This window comes from Aurantiacibacter flavus, from assembly GCF_039710615.1.
Classification (GTDB): domain Bacteria; phylum Pseudomonadota; class Alphaproteobacteria; order Sphingomonadales; family Sphingomonadaceae; genus Alteraurantiacibacter; species Alteraurantiacibacter flavus.
The window spans coordinates 164,524-184,369 of the sequence record NZ_JBDLBR010000002.1 but is presented as its reverse complement, the minus strand read 5'-3'; the positions used below and the strand labels follow the sequence as shown (position 1 = coordinate 184,369).

Annotated in this window: 18 protein-coding genes; 4 read left to right on the top strand and 14 right to left on the bottom strand. The window is 63.7% G+C overall.

Going from position 1 to position 19,846, the window contains the following annotated elements:
- The first annotated feature begins 86 nt into the window (after positions 1–86).
- Positions 87–782: a GcrA family cell cycle regulator gene (locus ABDJ38_RS05595; RefSeq protein ID WP_346784098.1), complete on the top strand. Its 696-nt coding sequence runs from the start codon at positions 87–89 to the stop codon at positions 780–782.
- Positions 783–1,102: 320 nt separating this feature from the next.
- Here ABDJ38_RS05595 and ABDJ38_RS05590 read toward each other — a convergent pair whose 3' ends face one another.
- Positions 1,103–1,879 (bottom strand): helix-turn-helix transcriptional regulator, encoded by a 777-nt coding sequence (locus ABDJ38_RS05590; RefSeq protein WP_346784097.1) that lies wholly within the window; start codon positions 1,877–1,879, stop codon positions 1,103–1,105.
- 128 nt (positions 1,880–2,007) lie between these two features.
- Entirely contained in the window at positions 2,008–3,345 is a 1,338-nt protein-coding gene (locus ABDJ38_RS05585) for an MFS transporter (RefSeq protein ID WP_346784096.1), read from the bottom strand.
- A gap of 121 nt (positions 3,346–3,466) precedes the next feature.
- On the opposite strand from ABDJ38_RS05585, the gene ABDJ38_RS05580 reads away from it, so the two are divergent.
- On the top strand, positions 3,467–3,979 hold the full coding sequence (locus ABDJ38_RS05580) for a DUF1993 domain-containing protein (protein WP_346784095.1): 513 nt from the start codon (positions 3,467–3,469) through the stop codon (positions 3,977–3,979).
- Here ABDJ38_RS05580 and ABDJ38_RS05575 read toward each other — a convergent pair.
- Positions 3,976–5,049, bottom strand: coding sequence for a class I SAM-dependent methyltransferase (locus tag ABDJ38_RS05575; protein WP_346784094.1), 1,074 nt, complete (start codon positions 5,047–5,049; stop codon positions 3,976–3,978). The genes ABDJ38_RS05580 and ABDJ38_RS05575 overlap by 4 nt on opposite strands.
- A gap of 157 nt (positions 5,050–5,206) precedes the next feature.
- Between ABDJ38_RS05575 and ABDJ38_RS05570 the strand changes: the two genes are divergently transcribed.
- Complete coding sequence (locus tag ABDJ38_RS05570; protein WP_346784093.1) at positions 5,207–6,493, top strand: sensor domain-containing diguanylate cyclase; 1,287 nt, start codon at positions 5,207–5,209, stop codon at positions 6,491–6,493.
- Positions 6,494–6,610: 117 nt separating this feature from the next.
- On the opposite strand, the gene pnp is transcribed toward ABDJ38_RS05570, so the two are convergent.
- The 4 genes from pnp to ABDJ38_RS05550 form a co-directional block, all read right to left on the bottom strand.
- Entirely contained in the window at positions 6,611–8,896 is a 2,286-nt protein-coding gene (gene pnp / locus ABDJ38_RS05565) for a polyribonucleotide nucleotidyltransferase (RefSeq protein ID WP_346784092.1), read from the bottom strand.
- Positions 8,897–9,094: 198 nt separating this feature from the next.
- Complete coding sequence (gene rpsO, locus ABDJ38_RS05560; protein ID WP_346784091.1) at positions 9,095–9,364, bottom strand: 30S ribosomal protein S15; 270 nt, start codon at positions 9,362–9,364, stop codon at positions 9,095–9,097.
- 18 nt (positions 9,365–9,382) lie between these two features.
- Complete coding sequence (gene truB / locus ABDJ38_RS05555; RefSeq protein ID WP_346784090.1) at positions 9,383–10,363, bottom strand: tRNA pseudouridine(55) synthase TruB; 981 nt, start codon at positions 10,361–10,363, stop codon at positions 9,383–9,385.
- Positions 10,360–11,076 carry a site-2 protease family protein gene (locus ABDJ38_RS05550; RefSeq protein ID WP_346784089.1) on the bottom strand — a complete coding sequence of 239 codons (717 nt, stop codon included), beginning with the start codon at positions 11,074–11,076 and terminating at the stop codon, positions 10,360–10,362. The genes truB and ABDJ38_RS05550 overlap by 4 nt, the downstream gene beginning before the upstream one ends.
- 87 nt (positions 11,077–11,163) lie before the next feature.
- On the opposite strand from ABDJ38_RS05550, the gene ABDJ38_RS05545 reads away from it, so the two are divergent.
- Positions 11,164–12,762: an AbgT family transporter gene (locus tag ABDJ38_RS05545; RefSeq protein WP_346784088.1), complete on the top strand. Its 1,599-nt coding sequence runs from the start codon at positions 11,164–11,166 to the stop codon at positions 12,760–12,762.
- Positions 12,763–12,764: 2 nt separating this feature from the next.
- Here ABDJ38_RS05545 and ABDJ38_RS05540 read toward each other — a convergent pair whose 3' ends face one another.
- The 7 genes from ABDJ38_RS05540 to rimP all read right to left on the bottom strand — a co-directional run bounded on the left by ABDJ38_RS05540 (position 12,765) and on the right by rimP (position 19,775).
- A complete protein-coding gene (locus ABDJ38_RS05540) occupies positions 12,765–13,136 on the bottom strand; it encodes a DUF6491 family protein (RefSeq protein ID WP_346784087.1) in 372 nt (123 codons plus the stop codon).
- 84 nt (positions 13,137–13,220) lie between these two features.
- Positions 13,221–13,799 carry a GNAT family N-acetyltransferase gene (locus ABDJ38_RS05535; RefSeq protein WP_346784086.1) on the bottom strand — a complete coding sequence of 193 codons (579 nt, stop codon included), beginning with the start codon at positions 13,797–13,799 and terminating at the stop codon, positions 13,221–13,223.
- On the bottom strand, positions 13,796–14,200 hold the full coding sequence (gene rbfA, locus ABDJ38_RS05530; protein ID WP_346784085.1) for a 30S ribosome-binding factor RbfA: 405 nt from the start codon (positions 14,198–14,200) through the stop codon (positions 13,796–13,798). The genes ABDJ38_RS05535 and rbfA overlap by 4 nt, the downstream gene beginning before the upstream one ends.
- Positions 14,201–14,239: 39 nt before the next feature.
- Positions 14,240–16,822, bottom strand: a complete 2,583-nt coding sequence (gene infB / locus ABDJ38_RS05525; protein ID WP_346784084.1) for a translation initiation factor IF-2 — start codon at positions 16,820–16,822, stop codon at positions 14,240–14,242.
- A 22-nt stretch (positions 16,823–16,844) separates the two neighbouring features.
- On the bottom strand, positions 16,845–17,582 hold the full coding sequence (locus ABDJ38_RS05520) for a DUF448 domain-containing protein (RefSeq protein WP_346784083.1): 738 nt from the start codon (positions 17,580–17,582) through the stop codon (positions 16,845–16,847).
- The gene (gene nusA, locus ABDJ38_RS05515) at positions 17,563–19,215 is read right to left on the bottom strand and encodes a transcription termination factor NusA (protein WP_346784082.1); all 1,653 of its coding nucleotides are present in this window, start codon (positions 19,213–19,215) and stop codon (positions 17,563–17,565) included. Before nusA ends, ABDJ38_RS05520 begins: the two co-directional genes overlap by 20 nt.
- Complete coding sequence (rimP, locus tag ABDJ38_RS05510) at positions 19,215–19,775, bottom strand: ribosome maturation protein RimP (protein ID WP_346784081.1); 561 nt, start codon at positions 19,773–19,775, stop codon at positions 19,215–19,217. Before rimP ends, nusA begins: the two co-directional genes overlap by 1 nt.
- Positions 19,776–19,846 lie beyond the last annotated feature (71 nt).

Here is a 19,846-nt window from a genome sequence, read left to right as displayed (position 1 = left end):
TCCGTCAGCGGGCGGGCTGGCAAGATCACCTGCGGTTCGGGGCGGCAAACCCTGTTCCCGCACAAGGCAATGAACGAAGGTATTCGATGAGCTGGACCGACGAACGGATCGCGCAACTGACCAAGATGTGGGAAGGTGGCGCCACCGCCAGCCAGATCGCCGAGGAACTGGGCGATGTCTCGCGCAACGCCGTGATCGGCAAAGCGCACCGGCTCGGCCTCAAGGCGCGCCCCAGCCCGGTAAAGGCAAGCGACAAGAAGGAAGCGAAGAAGAAGGCCCCGGCAAGCAAGCCGGCAGCCGAGGCCTCCGCGCCGAAGAGCAAGCCCCGCACGACTTCGGCTCCTGCAGCTCCTGCGAAACAGGCGGCTCCGCAAGTGCAGGACAGCCCCGCTGCTCCTGCAAACGCAACTCCGAGCCAGCCGCTTCCCGATCGGCAGGAAGACTTGCCGAAGATCGTGTCATACGGCCCCGGTGGCTTCCTGCGGCAAGGTCCCGGCGATCAGCAAGCCCCCATTCCACCCGCACCGCCGCGCCGGCTGGTGCCGGCCAAGCCAAGCCCCGAGATCGCCGACAAGACGAGCCTGCTCGACCTCAGCGACCGCGTGTGCCGCTGGCCGATGGGCCACCCCGGCGAGCCCGATTTCCACTTCTGCGGCGAAAAGGTGAATCCCGGTTTCCCCTATTGTGTGGAGCACTGTGGGCGGGCCTATCAGGCGCAGCTGCCGCGTGGCGCGCGCCGTCCCCCGCCGCCACTACCGTTCGGCGGGCCGCGCGTTCGCTGAACTCAACGCATCGCGAAACAAAGAAAACGCCGGGGCACCATTGGTGTCCCGGCGTTTTCAATGCCATAGCCCAAAAAAGGAAACTGGCCTCCGACGGGGGGTGTCGGAGGCCAATCGCATGGAAGACCCTTCATTCGCCGCGATGGCGGACGCGGGACGTTCCAAGTCCAATTGTGGGGTATGGACTGACAAAACATCCGCTCATCCGAATAGCGACCCGAATGGCTTGCCGATGTTTCGCAGCGGCAACTAGGGGCCCTCGCCCGCCCGTGCACGTCACGCAATTGCGTGACAGATTGACTGCATAGGTGTGGCCGAAGTCAGACCATATTGCTCTGCTCGCGCCTGCGGGCCTGCTCGACTAGCGCCTGATGGTCACGACCGAGCGCAAGCCCCAGCCTGAGGCCACGGAGGCAGGCGGCCGTACGATCCGTCACGTTGAGCTTGCTGAACAGTCGTCGCACATACATATCGACGCTTGATCGCGAAATATCGAGAATCTGCGCGATCACGGAATTGCTCTTGCCTTCGCACATCCAGCTAAGCACCTCGAGCTCGCGGTTCGACAAGGCCGGAACGGTGTCATCCATGCGCACCACCTGGCAATAGCGCTGGAAAGAGGTCTGCCCTACGTTGTTGACCCACTGCAGCGCGCTCACCGCAGGTTTTTCCTTGCGCTGCCAGGCCGCGCCGAGAAAGCCGCTGCGCCCCTGCGGTCCATAACAGGCAACGCCGATCCCACGGCCGAGACCGAACCTGCCAGCGATCTTCAGATATCGCCGCTGGCGATTGGTGAGCGCTACGCCGTCCAGCGCATCGAGCCAGAAGAAAGCGCCCGATACTGACAAGGCAAAGCTGGGCAGCGGATCGAACCGATGCAGGGTGTTGCGGTAGTGGCGCTCCCATATGCGCGGGTTCCCCAGAGACGAGAGCACTCGCCCTAGCCGCACATCGGACGTCAGCGGCGCCAGAAAGTAGGCCGCCGGCATACCCTCAAGCGCCAAGGCTGCCGAAAGCGCCGTCCGGACAGCGAACACATCGTTCGCGCCAGAGATTTCGCCAAGTGCACGCGAATAGGCAGCATCAATACTGGGCATACTACGTCCCCTAAGATCGGAACATATGCGCCCGTAAATATTATTCCGTTACAGAAGCAAAATCTAAACTATTGCCTTTGCTCAATATCTATCGGGAATCTTCACTCCGATCAACCGCCTCACCATGCTCAGTTGCGCGTCAGAGGAGGAACGTGACGGTCGATCACGAGCGAAGCTCCCGAAATGATGAGCGCGCAGACAAACAGGATGGCAAAAAACGGCCATGTACTTGCGCCGCCCATCTCCAGCAGCGCCCCTCCCAGCGCACTGCCTCCGATCGCGCCGATTCGACTCATGAAAATGCCGAAACCAATGCCTGACGAGCGGCAACTCTGCGGGTAGCCGAAGGTCATCAGCACATACATCCCCGCAATAGCGGCGCTGAAAAAGCCGCCTGCCGCGCCGACCAGCCAGGTCACCACTTGCTGTTCCATGGCATCGGGCGCGGCAGGAAGGGCTTCCACCTGAACCGCCAACGCCACCAAAACACAGGTCAACGCGATGCTGATCGCGAGCAGCACCCGGTGTGACCCGAACCGCCGCATGGCAAGGCCAACAAGAACCGAACCGATCATCGAGGTAATGCCTGCCAGAGCAACCGCCCCGCCCGCGGCCTCCAGCGTAAACCCGCGCGCGGTTAGCATCGTCGTGGTCCAGGTCAGGATCGAGTAAGCGACCATTGCGGCGGCGGTGAAGGCGAGTCCGATCCCGATGTTGAGCCGCAGGTTGCGCTTATCGAACACGCTGGTGCGCTGGCCTTCGACACCATCAGCCTCATGCCGTTCGGGAGCCAGCTCTTCGTCCGTATCGAGCACGAAGCGCGCATTTTTCTGCGCCTGCTCGCGCCTGCCCAGGGCGAGCAGAAAGGCCGGGCTATCGCGCAGGGCAACGAGAATCAAAACCGCCACCAGCACGGTAGCCAGCCCGATGCGCAGGAAAGTGCCGTCCCAGCCGTAATCCGCCGCCATGCCCGGTCCGATCAGGCCCACGATAGTGCCGCCGATCGGAGTGCCGACCGACAAGGTGCTGACTGTTACCCCACGCCAACGCTCTGGCAGCCACTCGCCAGCCAGCGCCAGCGCATTGGCATAGGCCCCGCCGAAGCCGAGCCCCCCAGCCAAGCGCCACAAGGCCATCTGAGTGACATCACCAGCGGTCGCCGCGCCGACCGTCGCCAGCGAGAAGACCAGCGCGGCGATGACAAGCGTCCAGCGCCGCCCGATGGCATCGCCCAGCACACCCCCGGCAAAGGAACCGAGCCCGAATCCAACCAGCGCCGCGCCTGCGGCGATGCCGAAAGTGCTGGCATCGGTGCCGAAGCTCTCAATCACCAGAGGAGCCACGATGCCCAGCAATTGCAGGTCGATCCCATCGCAGACCAGCACCAGCATACAGACCCCTGCGATCATCCACTGGAATGCCCGGGTCGGCTGTGCGTCAAGCGCCTCGGTAAAACTTCTTGCCATTGCGGGTCCTACTCCCTCGCGTATTTTCTGTTATGCGTGATCGCAATCATGCCGAGCCTCCCGCAAATGTCACGGACATTCGCTTCAGATCGAAAATTGTTTTCTTGAGAAAGGGTTTCCCATGCCAATTTCACTTCACTCAGCCGTCGTTCCGACCATGCTTCAGGTGCTGGGCGCGGGGCATGGCTGGATCGACAAGGCCAAGGCTCACGGGTTGAGCGAAGAGGCGCTGGCCAGCGGCTGCCTGATCGAGGACATGCTGCCCTTTGCCTATCAGATCAAAAGCATGGCGCACCATTCAAAGGGCGCGATCGAGGGCTTGCGCGCAGGGGTGTTCGGGCCTGACATGGCCGATCCGCCAACCAGCTATGAAGGGCTTCACGCCAAGCTCACCGAAGCCGAGGAGTTCCTGCGCGCGCTGGATCCCGAGGAGCTGGACAGCCTCGTCGACGACCCGATGCGGTTCGAGTTCAAGGAACTCAAGGTGCCCTTCACCACCACGGACTTTCTGCTCAGCTTCAGCCAGCCGAACTTCTTCTTCCACGCCACCACCGCCTACGGCATCCTGCGCGCAGGCGGTGTGCCGTTGGGCAAGTTCGACTATCTGGGTGTGATGCGTACGAGCCAAGCCTAGGGCTTCGCTTCCAGCACCATGTTACTGGGCGTTTCAGCGGCGCGGCGGATAATTGTAAAGCCCCCATCGCCGAGCACGCGGGCGAGCTTCGCCTGCCCCGCCTGCGCGCCCAGGCCATAACCGACCGGCTGCGCCAGGCTGGCCGGAACGCAGGCCATGCAGGAGAACCCGTAGAAAATCTGTCCCATCAGATGCATGTTTTCGGCCATCGAGTCGCCCGCCATCGGCTCGACCACCATGAACACGCCGTCGTCTTTCAGCACCTTGCGCACATGCCGCGCCGCGCCCACGGGATCCCCCATGTCGTGAAGCGCGTCGAAGATGCAGGCGAAGTCGAAGTCATGTCCCGGGAAGTCCTGCGCCGTGGCCAGTTCGAAGCTGACATTCGCCAGCCCTGCGTCGGCCGCGCGTTCGCGCGCCTTGTCGATGCTCGGCTGGTGGAAGTCGAAGCCGATGAAGGTTGAGTTCGGAAAGGCCTGCGCCATCAGGATTGTCGAGGTGCCATATCCGCAGCCGATGTCTGCCACCTTGCCCCCGGCCTCCAGCCGTTCGACCACGCCATCAAGCGCGGGCAGCCATTCGGTCAACAGGTGCGCGGCGTAGACTGGGCGGAAGAAGCGATCAGTGCCGCAGAACAGGCATGGCGAGTGCTCGGACCAGGCACGCCCCTCGCCCGACTTGAACACCTCGACCGCCTTCTCGTGCATGTCGTATTGCGCCACGATGGCCTGGATAAAGCCTTGCATGCAGGCGGGCTGACCTTCGCGCGCGAAGACCATCGCGTGTTCGGCCGGGAGTTCGAAGGTCTGTGCGACGGGATCGAACACCAGATATCCCGCGGCGGAGACCGACCCGAGCCATTCTCGCAGATATTTGGCGTTAAGCCCGGTCTTTTCGGCAAGCTGGTCGAGCGTCATCGGGCCTTCTCCGTCCATCGCCGCGAACACACCAGCCTGGTCACCGATGTAAGCCATCATCAGGCTGACCGCACCGGCGACATGCGCCATCACCCCGCCTGCCACCTGCTGGACCTTTTCAAAGTCAATCGAATCAGCGCCTTGTGTCATCATTCTCCCAATCCTCGTAAGATTATGTTCGCATTTGGATTGTACCATCGGTCAACCGGCAAGCGAATGCCCGGGTACTCGTGAATCGTGCCCTGGGGCTGGCGAGGCCATCTGCTCACTCGGCCAGACCCAGTTAATTCGTGCGATCGAAAAGGAAGCAATGATTCGTCAGCGTACCTCTATTGTGATCGAGAGCGCCTCTCCGACCTGGCTGCGCAGGATGCTGCGTGGCTCGCACCTCATGTCGGCGGCAATTCTGCTTGCCGCGCTGATCGAAGGTGGCGACTACCTGCCTTACGCTGCTGTAATCAGCCTGATGTTCATGCTGGCACAGGCTGCGATCTCCATTCTTCTTGGTGCGATCAGCGAAAAGCGCATCGCAAACCTGGAGGATCTTGCGATGAAGGTTGACGAACAGCGCGCTCAGATCGAGCAACTGTTCGGCATGACCGACATGCTGCAAAGCGCACTCAGCCGCGAGGATGCGGGCGAGGTGCTTGCCGCCACCGCCAGCCGACTGCTCCCCGATTTGCGCGGCGCGCTTTACATCTTCAACAATTCGCAGGACCGGCTCGACCTTGCCTCGATGTGGCCCGAAGATGGCATCTCAAATCCCATCAAGACCCTGGTGCCGGCCACTTGCTGGGCATTGAAGCGCGGCAAGGTTCAGATCAACGACCCGCACTCGCAAAGCCAGCTGTGCTGCAAACACAACGGCGGCCGCAACGCCACCATCGAAGTGCCAATGATCGCCCGCGGCAAGGTTCACGGGCTCCTTATGCTCGCGTCCGACGACCAGGATGGTGCCAAGCGGCTGCGCGAGATCGCGCGCATTGCACAAGCACTGGCCGATTCGATGAGCCTCGCGCTCGCCAACATATCGCTGCAGGAGAAGCTGCGTACGCAGTCGCTGCGAGATCCTCTGACGGGGCTCTATAACCGCCGGTACATGGAAGATGCGCTGGAACGCCACCTCCAGATCGCCGAGCGCAACGGCAGCGCCACCTCGGTAATCATGATCGATCTCGACCACTTCAAGAAGATCAACGATTCGCACGGCCACGGCAAGGGCGATGCGGTGCTGCGCGATGTCGCGGCGCAGCTCACGGCCTCGGTCCGGCCGACCGATATCGTGTCGCGCTACGGCGGCGAGGAGATGATGGTGATCATGCCCGGTTGCGGTCTCGACCAGGCCCTGAAGAAGGCCGAACTCCTGCGTAGCCGGATCGAGAGCCTGTCCGAGTTGCACGGCACCCCGGTCACCGCCTCGTTCGGCGTAGCCTGCGTACCCGAGACATCGAGCACCATGCGCGATCTGGTGCCCATGGCTGACGCAGCACTCTATGTTGCCAAGGAAGCCGGGCGCAACTGCGTGAAGGCAGCCAGCCGGCGACATCCCAGCTCGCCCCCGACGAACACTCCGCGTCTGGCGGTGAGCAAGAAGTAAGCGGCCAATCCGAACCCGGTTTCCATCGATCAGTACCTGCATCGCCCAAAAGCAAAGGGGCCGCGCGGTTCGCACCACGCGGCCCCTGCTGTGTTTGCCTGCTAAGCTGGCTTAAGCTCAGTCGTCCTTGAGGAAGGCGGGCATGTGGTCTTCACCACCGCCACCGTTGCCGCCGCCGTCACGATCGCGACGCGGGCCACGGTCGCCACCACGGCCGCCGCCGCCACTACGCGGACCACGACGGTCCCCACGCGGCTTGTCGCCTCTGTCACCGCGCGGCTCGCGCGGCGGGCGGGTGTCTTCCAGCTCTTCGCCAGTTTCCTGATCGACGACGCGCATCGACAGGCGCACCTTGCCGCGCTGGTCGATCTCGAGCACCTTGACCTTAACGTCCTGCCCTTCAGACACGACATCGGTCGGCTTCTCGACGCGCTCGTTCTTCATTTCGGAGACGTGGACGAGGCCGTCCTTGCCGCCCATGAAGTTCACGAAGGCACCGAAGTCGACGATGTTGACGACCTTGCCGTCGTAAATCTTGCCGACTTCCGCTTCCTCTACGATGCCCTGAATCCACTTCTTGGCAGCTTCGATCTGGGTCACGTCGCTCGACGAGATCTTGATCAGACCCTCGTCGTCGATGTCGACCTTGGCGCCGGTCTCGGCGACGATCTCGCGGATCACCTTGCCGCCGGTGCCGATCACTTCGCGGATCTTCGACTTGTCGATCTGCATCGTCTCGATACGCGGAGCGTGAGCCGAAAGCTCGGTGCGGGCGGTGCCCAGCGCCTTCTGCATTTCGCCCAGGATGTGCGCACGGCCGGCCTTGGCCTGCTCGAGCGCCTTGCCCATGATCTCCTGCGTGATGCCGGCGACCTTGATGTCCATCTGCATGGTGGTGATGCCAGCCTCGGTGCCGGCCACCTTAAAGTCCATGTCGCCGAGGTGATCTTCGTCACCCAGGATGTCGGACAGCACAGCGAATTCGTCACCTTCGAGGATCAGGCCCATGGCGATGCCCGACACCGGACGCTCGATCGGAACGCCGGCATCCATCATCGACAGACAGCCGCCGCAGATCGTGGCCATCGACGACGAGCCGTTCGACTCGGTAATGTCCGACAGGATGCGGATCGTGTAGGGGAAATCTTCCTTGCTCGGCAGCACCGGGTGCAGCGCGCGCCAGGCGAGCTTGCCATGGCCGATCTCGCGACGACCCGGAGCACCGAAACGACCAACTTCGCCAACCGAATAGGGCGGGAAGTTGTAGTGCAGCATGAAGTTCGAATAGGTCAGGCCATCAAGCCCGTCGATCATCTGCTCGGCATCCTTGGTGCCCAGCGTGGTGGTGCAGATCGCCTGCGTCTCACCGCGCGTGAACAGCGCCGAACCGTGCGTGCGCGGCAGGAAGCCCACCATGCTCTCGATCGGGCGAACCTGATCGAGCTTGCGGCCGTCGATGCGCTGGCCGTCCTTGAGGATGGCACCGCGAACGATCTCGGCTTCGAGCTTCTTGACCAGCTTGCCGGCGGTCATCTGCGTCTGGCCATCGGCCTCGGCATAGTGCGCCTTGGCCTTCGCGCGCGCCTCGTTGAGGGCGTTGGCACGGGCTGACTTGTCGGTCAGCTTATAGGCAGCGGCGATGTCGTCGCCGACGATCCCGCGCAGCTCTTCCTTCATGGCAGCCTTGTCGTCCGACTGGTCGATCTGCCACGGCTCCTTGGCAGCCTGCTCAGCCAGCTCGACGATCAGCTTGACCACCTGCTGGTTGGCTTCGTGCGCGAACATCACCGCGCCGAGCATGTCTTCCTCGGTCAGCTCCTTGGCTTCCGATTCCACCATCATCACGGCATCGTGTGTTCCGGCCACGACGAGGTCGAGCGTGCCATCGGCCAGCGCAGTTTCCTGCTTCGGGTTCAGCACATATTCGCCGTCGATCATGCCCACGCGGCAGCCCGAGATCGGGCCCATGAAGGGCACGCCCGAGATGGTCAGCGCAGCCGAGGCCGCGATCATCGCCAGCACGTCAGCCTCGGTCTCACCGTCATAGGAAAGAACCTGGCAGATCACGTTGATTTCGTTGTAGAACCCTTCGGGGAACAGCGGGCGGATCGGACGGTCGATCAGGCGGCTGGTGAGGGTTTCCTTCTCGGTGGCGCCGCGTTCGCGCTTGAAGAAGCCGCCGGGGATGCGGCCAGCCGAGGAGAATTTTTCCTGATAGTGAACGGTGAGCGGGAAGAAGTCCTGCCCTTCCTTCACGGACTTGGCGGCGGTCACGGCACAAAGCACCACGGTTTCGCCATAGGTGGCCAGCACGGCGCCGTCAGCCTGACGGGCGATGCGGCCGGTTTCGAGGGTGAGGGTCTTTCCGCCCCACTCAATCGATACGGTTTTGGTGTCGAACATGGATTATCCAATCATACCCGCCAGCCAGATTGCTTGGCGGGGTTTCCTGCCGGGGATTCCGTCCCGGTCCGGTGTGGGGCTATTTCACGCCCCTGGCCCCCTCGCCGGATTGCAAGGGATGGCCGCTTTCTATTGCCGGAGGTTTGTGACCGGCAAATGTGCGAAGGGCGGCCTTTTGAGCCGCCCTTCGAGAAACTCTTACTTACGCAGACCCAGCTTCTGGATCAGGCTGTTGTAACGCGCCAGATCCTTCTTCTTGAGGTAGGCCAACAGACTGCGACGCTTGTTGACCATCTTGAGCAGGCCACGACGCGAGTGGTTGTCCTTGTGGTGCTCCTTGAAGTGCTCGGTGAGGTTGCGGATACGCTCGGTGAGGATCGCGACCTGCACTTCGGGGCTGCCGGTGTCACCCGAGGCGACAGCATTGTCAGCAATGATTTCCTGCTTCTTTTCGGCGGTAACAGTCATTCATTCTACTCCGCGGTATCAGCTACAATTGAACCCCCGGACGACCTTGGCCGAACCTTCCGTAAGCTCCATCAGCGCCACCGGCTCGTTAGCCAGTTTCGCGAAGTAAAGCCCGTCGGAATGGGGCAATCCCGAAATGACCCGGCCCTGACGGACCGCCTGCGCACTCTCGGGATCGAGGATCAGGGCCGGGATACCGTCCAGCCCCGCCTCAAGCGGCAGGATAATGTCTTCAAGAGGCGCGCCCTTACCGATTGTGTTCAATTTGTCCAGCGAAATCGCTTGAGACTCGGTGAACGGGCCAGCCTTGATGCGGCGCAGATAGGTGACATGGCCGCAGGTGCCAAGGGCATGGGCGATGTCGCGTGCCAAGCTTCTGATATAGGTGCCCTTCGAGACATTGGCGACGAGCGTGACGCTGTCCGCCAATTCGAGAGGAGCCTGCGGATCGTAGGGGTCGGGCCGTCCCACGGTGGTGGCAAAGGCTGACGGCGGCACCTCCGCGCTCTCGTCCCCCTCCCCCGTAGCTGGCCGGAGCGAGTGGATCGTGACCGCGCGGGTCTTCATCTCCACCTCCTCGCCCGCCCGTGCGAGGTCGTAAGCGCGCTTGCCATCGATCTTGAGCGCGGAATACTTGGGCGGAACTTGCTCTATCGGGCCGGTGAAATGGTCGCAGATCGCCGCCACGGCCGCGCGCGGCGGGCGGTGATCGCTGGTTTCGATCACTTCGCCCTCGGCATCGAGCGTGTCGGTCATACTGCCGAACTGGATGGTGAAGGCATAGGCCTTGTCGCTGTCGAGCATGCGCCCGGCGAGCTTGGTCGCCTCGCCCAGCGCGATGGGAAGCACGCCCTCGGCCAGCGGATCAAGCGTGCCGCCATGGCCCACCTTCACCTTGCCGTAGCCCGCCTCGCGCAGGTTGCGCTTCACCGCCGACACGGCCTGCGTCGAGCCCAGCCCCACGGGCTTGTCGAGGATAATCCAGCCGTGCGGGCTCATCGGGCGATCAGGTCAGCGAAAGCAAGGTACTGGTCCACAGCCCAGGCTACCGGAAGGCCAATGGTGTTGCCGAGCAGGTTCAGCCCCGGCGCCAGCCAGGTGAGCGCGATCAGCCCCACGAACAGCAGCATTCCGAACGGGCGCAACCGCTCGTAAGCGCGCGCGGCGCGCGGCGGCAGAAGGCCCTCCACGATGTGCGAACCATCGAACGGCGGGATCGGCAGCAGGTTGAACACGGCGAGGAACACATTCACCAGCACCATGAAGAAGCCGAATGTGGCGAGCAGGCTCAGGCTGCCATCGGCGTTGACGATGATCGGAGTGCCCCCGTCGGAATAGCCGAGCGACATCCCCAGCGACAGCGAAAGGCCAAGCACAACGGCTCCAACCAGCGCCAGCACGAAGTTCGTGCCCGGTCCGGCGGCGGCCACGGCCATCATTCCATAGCGCGGATTGTCGAGCCGCTGCTTCAGAACGGGCACCGGCTTGGCCCAGCCGAAGATCGGCCCGCCGGTCAGCGCCAACAGCCCCGGAACCACCAGCGTTCCCACCGGATCGACATGGCGCAGCGGGTTGAGGCTCAGCCGCCGCTGCTCCTTTGCGGTGGGATCGCCCAGCAGCAGCGCGACATAGCCGTGCGCCACCTCGTGAAAGACGATGGCCACGACAAGGCACGGGATCAGCAGCAGGGCCAGCAGGATGGTTTCGCTCATGGACGGCTCACATGGGGGTTTGCGGGCCTGCGGTAAAGACCGTAAGCCTTGTTGCTTGGCTTGATTTCGCAGGACGAGGGACGACAGATGAAGCAAGCAGGTACCCAGAAGGGCATCCTTGGGCGGATCGAACGTGCCGGCAATGCCCTGCCCGATCCGGTATTCCTGTTCCTCTGGCTGATCGTGGGGCTGGTCGCTCTCTCCGTGATCGCCTCGCTCGTAGGGTGGCAGGCGCTCCACCCGACCGAGATCGACGAAGCGACCGGCACCAGCCGCCTGATCTCCGCCACCAGCCTGCTTTCAGGCGACAACATCCGTCGCTTGTGGGTCGATATGCCCACCACCTTCACCCACTTTCATCCCTTGGGATATGTGTTGGTGGTGATGCTGGGCGCGGGCGTCGCGGAACGCTCCGGCCTGTTCGGGGCAGCGATGCGCGGCGCGGTTCGCCATGCGCCCAAGGCCCTGCTCACGCCTTTCGTGACGCTGGTGGGGATGTTGGGCAACCTCGCCGCCGATGCCGCCTATGTGGTGCTCATTCCGCTGGCAGGGATCGTGTTCCACGCTGCGGGGCGCCATCCGGTGGCAGGCATAGCCGCCGCCTTCGCGGGTACTTCGGGCGGGTTTTCGGCAAACCTGCTGCCTGGCCAGCTCGACGCGCTGCTGTTCGGCATCACCGAAGCGGCGGTGGAAACCGTGTTCGGCGACTTCACCGCCAACATCGCAGGTAACTGGTATTTCATCGCCGCCATGACCTTCGTGTTCCTGCCGGTGATCTGGTTCGTCACCGACCGCATGATCGAACCGCGCCTCGGCACCTTCGACCCATCCCGCGCGGGCAATGCACCCACAGGCGGCAATCCCGACAAGGAGCTGACACCGGCCGAGCGCAAAGGCCTTAAGATGGCAGGCCTCGCGGTGCTGGCGGTCTGTGCGATGTGGGCCTTCTTCACCTTCGGCCCAGACACCCCGCTGATCGACGAGGACGCCAGCGCCGAGGCGCGGCTCACCCCGTTTTATCAGAGCCTTGTGGCCGGTTTCTTCCTGCTGTTCCTGCTGGCAGGCTGGGCCTACGGCAAGGCGGCGGGGGCCATCAACGACCACCGCGACCTCGTGAAGATGATGGCGGGCGCGATGGAGGATTTGGCCTACTATCTCGTGCTCGCCTTCGTGGCGGCACACTTCGTGGCCATGTTTGCCTGGTCCAACCTCGGGCTGATCCTCGCGGTCAACGGGGCGGACTTCCTGAGTGGCCTCGGCCTGCCCGCCTGGGCGCTGCTGACCGCGATCATCCTAGTATCCGCGCTGCTGAACCTGTTCGTCGGTTCGGCAAGCGCCAAGTGGGCGCTGCTTGCGCCGGTGCTGGTGCCGATGCTGATGCTGCTCGGCCTCTCGCCAGAGATGGCAACGGCTGCCTACCGCGTGGGCGACGGGGCAACCAACATCATCACCCCGCTGATGGTCTACTTCCCGCTGATCCTGATCTTCTGCCAGCGCTGGCAGGCAGACTTCGGCCTTGGTTCGCTGGCGGCCACCATGCTGCCCTATTCGGTGGGCCTGATGGCATCGGGCCTGCTGCTGACGATAGGCTGGGTGGTGCTTGACCTTCCGCTCGGCCCCGGTGCCGGGGTGTTCATCGAAGCGCCAGGAGCGCTATCCCAGAACACCCCAGCCGGAGCGCGATAGCCTCAGCCGTCCCGTTCGGGCAGACCGTCGACCTGGGTCAGCGAAGCAATCGGATAGCTGCGCCCGTCGACCACGATCTGAGAGAACTTGTCGAGCCGATCGATCGGACCGGTATCGAAACCGATTGCCCAGGCAAAAGGCAACTCGTGCGAGGGGATCATCAGCTCCGCCTTGTACCAGTTGCGGCGACGATCCTGAATGTAAAGCGTATCGCGATCCTCGGCATGCCAGTTTCGGATGCCGCCGTGATTCACGAAATTGATCCGCGCTTCGGGCTGCTCAGCCACAGTGGACTGCGCGGGCGTTTCGGCCAACGCCGGAGTCGCAAAGAGGCCAAGCGCGAGCAGCGGCGCGGCAAGAATGCGGTTTTTCATGTCATCGGACTCCTTTCGTTCATGACTGTGTTCTATCGCAAACGCCTTGAACATATCATGAACTTTCAGGAGTTTACGCGTTCATCACTGTCGCGATTTGTCGCGCTCCGCCCATTCCTCGGCGAGGATCGAAAGCATCACGGTATCGCGCACATGGCCGGTCCAGGTGATCCGCTCGGCCCGCAACAAACCTTCGCGCACCGCGCCCAGCTTGCGCACCGCCGCCAGCGAGCGCTCGTTGCGCTGGTCGATGCGGAATTCCACCCGGCGGAAACCGGCGGCAAAGGCCCGCGCCAGCACCAGCGGCTTGACCCGCGAATTGAGGCCGCTGCCCCGTTCGGCCTGCGCCATGAAGGTGCCGCCCAGCTCCAGCGTCTCACGCCCCGGCGCGATGTTCAGGAAGCTGGTCGTGCCTGCAAACAAGCCGTCCCGCACGATCGCAAAGGCGCGGCGGGCAGGATCGGCCAGCAAGATATCGAAATAGGGATCGAACCCGGCCCCCGAAAGATCGGCCGGATAGATCGGCCAGACCGGATCGTCGGGCAGGCAAATGGCGCGCATGGCCTCGCGATGTGCTTCGGCCAAGGGCAACAGATCGATCAGGCCGCGCTCCCATTCATGATCCAGCATGGGCTGGCCAAGAAGCGCTAGATCGACGCTCATTCCCCGCCGTCTTCCTCGTCAAGATCGCGGCGGACGCGCGGATCGTCGAGCAACTGGTCAATCCGGCTCGCCTCGTCGAAGGTCTCGTCAGCCTGGAAGCGCAGCTTGGGCGCGAACTTCAGGCCCAGCCGCTGGGCCACCTCGCGCTGGAAGAACGCAGTGTTGACCTGCAAGGCCTTCACCACGGTCTTCTCATCCTCGCCGAGCAAGGGTTTTACGTAGACCTTGGCCTGCCTGAGGTCGGGCGACATCCGCACCTCGGTGACAGCGATATTGTGTGCGCTGAGCACTTCGTCATGCGCCTCTCCGCGGGCGAGCAGCTCGCTCAGGATATGGCGCACGCGCTCGCCCACCTTCAGCAGGCGGACCGAGGGATCATCAGGGTTCGAGTGTTTTGCCATAGCCAAGTGCCCCCTCCCGCGAACGGGAGGGGTATCCGATCACAACACGCGCTCGCGCTCTTCAATCTCGAACACTTCGAGATTGTCGCCCGGCTTGATGTCGTTGGTGTCGGCCAGCACGACACCGCATTCGAGACCCGTGCGGACCTCGTCGACATCGTCCTTGAACCGACGCAGCGACTGGATGACGGTGGCCGAAACGATGACATCGTCGCGGGTAAGACGGGCGAAGAGGCCCTTCTTGATGACACCGTCGATGACCAGCAGACCGGCAGCCTTGTCCTTTTTGCCCGCCGGGAACACCTGCTTGACCTCGGCGCGGCCCACCACGTGTTCGATCTTCTCGGGACCCAGCTCGCCGGCCAGTTCCTTCGCGACCTCTTCGGTGAGGTGATAGATCACGTCGTGATACATCATCCGCGCACCGTCGCGCTTCACCAGCTCGCGCGCCTTGGCGTTCGGGCGGACGTTGAAGCCCACGATCGGCGCCTTTGAGGCCACGGCCAGCGACACGTCGCTCTCGGTGATCGCACCCACACCGGCGTGCAGCACGCGGACCTTGATGAGATCGTTCGAGATGTTGTGCAGCGCGTTGACGATCGCCTCGACCGAGCCCTGCACGTCGGCCTTCACCACCACCGGCCATTCGATCACGTCGCTCTTGTTGAACATCGTGTCGAAGCTGGTCGGCGCGAGGGCCGTGCGCTTCTCGGTTTCCTTTTCCTTGCGATACTGCGCCACTTCGCGGGCCCGCTGTTCGTTCTCGACCACGGTCATCATGTCGCCCGCCGACGGAACGCCGCCCAGGCCAAGCACCTCGACCGGCATACCCGGGCCAGCTTCCTTGATCTGCTTGCCCTTGTCGTCGATCAGCGCGCGCACACGCCCGCTTTCGGTGCCGACCACGAAGGTGTCGCCACGCTTGAGCGTACCGCGGTTGACCAACACGGTCGCCACGGGGCCACGGCCCTTGTCGAGCTGGGCTTCGACCACGGTCGCCTCGGCCATCCGGTCGGGACGCGCCTTGAGTTCGAGCAGTTCGGCCTGCAGCAGGATCTTGTCGATCAGCTCGTCGAGACCGGCACCGGTCTTGGACGAGACTTCCACATCCTGCACGTCGCCCGACATGGCTTCCACGATCACCTCGTGTTCAAGCAGGCGTTCGCGGATCTTCTGGGCGTTGTACTCGGGCTTGTCGGCCTTGGTGATCGCCACGATCATCGGCACGCCAGCCGCCTTGGTGTGGCTGATCGCCTCGATCGTCTGCGGCATGATCGCATCGTCGCCTGACACCACCAGCACCACGATATCGGTGACATTGGCACCACGTGCGCGCATCTCGGTGAAGGCGGCGTGGCCTGGCGTATCGAGGAAGGTAACCTTGTCCTTGCCCTTGGTGGTGATCTGATAGGCGCCGATGTGCTGGGTGATGCCGCCGGCCTCACCCTTCACCACGTCGGTGCCGCGCAGGGCATCGAGCAGGCTGGTCTTACCGTGATCGACGTGGCCCATGATCGTAACCACCGGCGGACGCGGTTGCAGCGTCTCTTCCGGATCGGTGTCGGTCGAGGTGTCGATATCGACATCGCTTTCCGACACGCGCTCGATGCGGTGGCCAAATTCCTCGACCAGCAGCTCGGCGGTATCGGCGTCGATCGTCTGATTGACCGTCACCATCATGCCCATGTTGAACAGCGACTTCACGAGGTCGGCGCCCTTCTCGGCCATGCGGTTGGCGAGTTCCTGCACGGTTATCGCCTCGGGCACGATCACATCGCGCACCTGCTTCTCACGCGGGGCGGACGAGCCGCCACCATGCATACGGCGTTCCTTCTCACGCGCACGCTTGAGCGCGGCGAGGCTGCGCGCGCGGCGGCCCTCGTCCTCGTTCAGCGCCTTGTTGACAGTGAGCTTGCCCGAGCGGCGCTTGTCCGCACCGCCGCCGACATTGCTGCCGCCACGATCGGCGGGCGCAGGCGCGGCACCGCCACGCTTGGGCTTGTCAGCCCCCTTGCGCTCGGGCTTCTCGGGTTTCTTGATCTCGGGCCGCTTGACCGGGGTGAACCGGCGCGGGCTCGGCGTAGCCGGAGCATCGCTCGTCGAAGCAGCGGACTCAGCTTCGGGCTCTGCCTCGGGTTCGGCCGGCGCATTGGCAGCCGCTTCCTTCGCCGCGGCTTCGTCGGCGGCACGCTGCTTGGCGGCCTCTTCCTCGGCCTTGCGCTTCTCCTCGGCGCGGCGCTTTTCATCTTCGGCTGCTTGACGGGCCTGCTCTTCCTCGCGCTTGCGGGCTTCCTCGGCCTGCCGCAGACGGTCTTCCTCGGCCTCACGCTGAAGGCGGGCCACGCGTTCCTGCGGGGTCTCGCCAGCGGGCACAGCCGGACGGCGCGGCGCGGGCTTAGGCGCGGGCTCGGCCTTGGGGGCTGGCGGCGGAGGGGGCGGCGGAGGCGGAGGCGGCGGTGCGGCCTCGCCGGGCTTCACGAGCTTACGGCGCTGCTTTACCTCGACCACCACCTTGTTGGTGCGCCCGTGGCTGAAGGTCTGCTTGACCTCGCCCGCTTCGACCGAGCGCTTCAGCCCAAGGGGCTTGCGTTCGCGCTTCGGTGTGTCTTCGTTATCGCTCATAAGCCTCGATTATTCCTTCAAATCACATATTCGCGGCGGTTTCGGGATCAGCGCCAATCGCTTTCCCCTGCCCGCCGTTCTTGGCCGCCGTGGCGGCGCCCAGATAGGTTTGCAAACGCCCCAGCGGAACCGCGACCCGCTCGGCCGACTTGCGATCGGCCAATGCCAGGTGGACGACATTCTCGCGGCCCAATGCCACAGACAGGGCTAGCCGGTCCAGTGGCAGCCTGTCTCCAACAATTCCCGAGCCTTCCGCATCGAGCCCGACGCGATAGGCCTGATCGAGCTTGCGGCAACCATCGTCGCTCGAATCGCGCGCATGATAAAGCGCGGCAATCGCACCGCTACGCGCTTCGTTCGTGATGCGATCAGAGCCCAGAACCACGCGCCCGGCGCGCATTTCAAGACCCAGCCGGTCGGTCAGCGCCTTGATCAGCGCCTGCTCAATCATGTCGGGAAGCTCGGCGGGAATTTCAAGCGGCGCGCCCTTGAACGCGCGCGCCAGCGCTCCTTTCAGCTTGCCGCTGGCCATCGCCTCTTCGAGCGCAGCCCGCGAGGTGCCGAGCCAAGCGCCCCGCCCCGGCGCCTTCGCATGGGCGTCGGGCAGCACCAACCCTTCCGGCGAGATGGCGAGGCGCACGAGATCGTCACGCCCGCCGGTCTCACCGGTCAGGATGCAGCGGCGTTCGCTCCCGGAAGGACCGGAAGCGCGCGCGTCAGAGCTGTCGGACCCTAGCGGTTCATTGTGAGGATTCCGCATCAGCGGCCTCCTCAGCTTGGGCGGGCTCAGCCTTGGCCGGTTCTTCGTCTTCGAACCAGTGCGCGCGGGCCGCCATGATGATCTCGTTGCCCTGCTCTTCAGTCAGGCCGAAGGTGCCGAGCACACCGCCCTTATCCTGCTCGCGCTGCGGGCGACGCAGCGGCGGGCCATCGGCGTTCTGGCGACGACGCGGCGCTTCGCGCTTCTTCGCGATCAGTTCGTCGGTGGCGAGGTCTGCGAGGTCGTCCAGCGTGGTGATCCCGGCCTTGCCGAGCACAACCAGCATTTCCTCGGAGAGGTGCGGGATCTCGGCCAGCGCGTCTTCCACGCCCAGCTCCTTGCGGGCGGCGCGATAGGTCTCGACCTGCCGCTCGATCGCTTCGAGCGCGCGGCTCTGCAGCTCTTCGGCCAACTCTTCGTCGAAACCTTCGATCATCGCCAGCTCGGACAGCTCGACGTAGGCCACTTCTTCCAGCTCGGTGAAGCCTTCGGCCACCAGCAGCTGCGACAGCGTCTCGTCGACGTCCAGCTCTTCCTCGAACATCTTGGAGCGCTCGGCAAACTCCTTGCTGCGCTTTTCCGAGGCTTCTTCCTCGGTCATGATGTCGATCTGGCTTTCGGTCAGCTGCGAGGCCAGCCGCACGTTCTGGCCGCGGCGGCCGATCGCAAGGCTGAGCTGATCGTCGGGCACGACCACCTCGATCCGGCCCTCTTCCTCGTCGAGCACCACGCGCGCCACGGTAGCGGGCTGCAATGCGTTGACGACGAAGGTGGCGGTATCTTCCGACCACGGGATGATGTCGATCTTTTCGCCCTGCAGTTCCTGCACCACGGCCTGCACACGGCTGCCCTTCATGCCGACGCAGGCGCCGACCGGATCGATGCTGCTATCGTGCGAGATCACGCCGATCTTGGCGCGGCTGCCCGGATCGCGGGCGGCGGCCTTGATCTGGATGATGCCGTCGTAAATCTCGGGCACTTCCTGCGCGAACAGCTTTTTCATGAACTCGGGGTGCGCGCGGCTGAGGAAGATCTGCGGACCGCGGTTGTTGCGCTCCACCTTGAGAATCAGCGCCCGCACACGCTCGCCCACACGAGCGGCCTCACGCGGGATCTGCTGGTCGCGGCGAATCACGCCCTCGGCGCGGCCGAGGTTCACGATCACGTGGCCGAACTCGACCGACTTGATAACGCCGGTGATGACTTCGCCCGCACGATCCTTGAACTCTTCATACTGACGCTCGCGCTCGGCATCGCGGACCTTCTGGAAGATTACCTGCTTGGCGCTCTGCGCGTCGATGCGCCCCAGATCGACCGGCGGCAGCGGATCGACGATGAAGTCGCCCACCTTGCTGCCCGGCTCCAGCTTCTCCGCCTGGGCCAGATCGACCTGCTTGAAGTAGTCTTCAACCTCTTCCACCACCTCGACCACACGCCACAAGCGCAGGTCGCCGGTCATCGGGTCGAGCTTGGCACGAATGTCGTTTTCCGCACCATAACGGTTGCGCGCGGACTTCTGGATCGCCTCTTCCATGGCCTCGATGACGATCGACTTGTCGATCATCTTCTCGGACGCGACCGCGTTGGCGATTGCGAGCAGCTCGGCCTTGTTGGCGGAAATCGGACTGGCCATCAGTTACTAGCCTCTTCTTCCTCGTTGATCTCTTCGAATTCGTCCGCACCTTCCGCATCGAGCGGCAGGGTGGCAGCGATAAGCTTGTCGGTCAGCTCGAGCTGGGCCGAATGAATGTTTGCGAGCGGAACCGCAATCTCTCCGGCCCTGTTATCCCGGATCGTGACAGTCTCGCCCTCGATCCCGAGCAGTTCGCCTTTGAGCTTGCGCATATCGCCGATCTTTTCGACCAGCGAAATCCGCGCCTCGTGCCCGGCCCAGTTGGCATAGTCCTTCGCACGGGTCAGCGGACGGTCGATGCCGGGGCTGGACACTTCCAGCATATAGGCGCCCTCAATCAGTTCGCCCTCTTCCTCCTCGACCGCGTCGATCCGGTTGGAAATGGCGCGCGACAGCGTGGCGCACTGCTCCACGACCATCTGCCCGGTGGCAGGATCCTCGGCCATGATCTGCAAGGTGCGCTCTTCACCCGAACCGACCATCCGCACGCGCACCAGCTCGAAGCCGAGAGCTTCGGCTTCGGGTTCGATAATCGTGATCAGGCGGGCAAGATCGGGCAAACAGACTTTCCATTACAATCGCATCGCAGCATGACCTTTTGGGCCGGCCCCCGAAGGCGCCAGCATCCAAA

Coding starts and splice junctions, on each gene's coding strand:
- ABDJ38_RS05595 (WP_346784098.1), top strand. CDS start 87: ATGAGCTGGACCGACGAACGGATCGCGCAACTGACCAAGATGTGGGAA.
- ABDJ38_RS05590 (WP_346784097.1), bottom strand. CDS start 1,879: ATGCCCAGTATTGATGCTGCCTATTCGCGTGCACTTGGCGAAATCTCT.
- ABDJ38_RS05585 (WP_346784096.1), bottom strand. CDS start 3,345: ATGGCAAGAAGTTTTACCGAGGCGCTTGACGCACAGCCGACCCGGGCA.
- ABDJ38_RS05580 (WP_346784095.1), top strand. CDS start 3,467: ATGCCAATTTCACTTCACTCAGCCGTCGTTCCGACCATGCTTCAGGTG.
- ABDJ38_RS05575 (WP_346784094.1), bottom strand. CDS start 5,049: ATGATGACACAAGGCGCTGATTCGATTGACTTTGAAAAGGTCCAGCAG.
- ABDJ38_RS05570 (WP_346784093.1), top strand. CDS start 5,207: ATGATTCGTCAGCGTACCTCTATTGTGATCGAGAGCGCCTCTCCGACC.
- pnp (WP_346784092.1), bottom strand. CDS start 8,896: ATGTTCGACACCAAAACCGTATCGATTGAGTGGGGCGGAAAGACCCTC.
- rpsO (WP_346784091.1), bottom strand. CDS start 9,364: ATGACTGTTACCGCCGAAAAGAAGCAGGAAATCATTGCTGACAATGCT.
- truB (WP_346784090.1), bottom strand. CDS start 10,363: ATGAGCCCGCACGGCTGGATTATCCTCGACAAGCCCGTGGGGCTGGGC.
- ABDJ38_RS05550 (WP_346784089.1), bottom strand. CDS start 11,076: ATGAGCGAAACCATCCTGCTGGCCCTGCTGCTGATCCCGTGCCTTGTC.
- ABDJ38_RS05545 (WP_346784088.1), top strand. CDS start 11,164: ATGAAGCAAGCAGGTACCCAGAAGGGCATCCTTGGGCGGATCGAACGT.
- ABDJ38_RS05540 (WP_346784087.1), bottom strand. CDS start 13,136: ATGAAAAACCGCATTCTTGCCGCGCCGCTGCTCGCGCTTGGCCTCTTT.
- ABDJ38_RS05535 (WP_346784086.1), bottom strand. CDS start 13,799: ATGAGCGTCGATCTAGCGCTTCTTGGCCAGCCCATGCTGGATCATGAA.
- rbfA (WP_346784085.1), bottom strand. CDS start 14,200: ATGGCAAAACACTCGAACCCTGATGATCCCTCGGTCCGCCTGCTGAAG.
- infB (WP_346784084.1), bottom strand. CDS start 16,822: ATGAGCGATAACGAAGACACACCGAAGCGCGAACGCAAGCCCCTTGGG.
- ABDJ38_RS05520 (WP_346784083.1), bottom strand. CDS start 17,582: ATGCGGAATCCTCACAATGAACCGCTAGGGTCCGACAGCTCTGACGCG.
- nusA (WP_346784082.1), bottom strand. CDS start 19,215: ATGGCCAGTCCGATTTCCGCCAACAAGGCCGAGCTGCTCGCAATCGCC.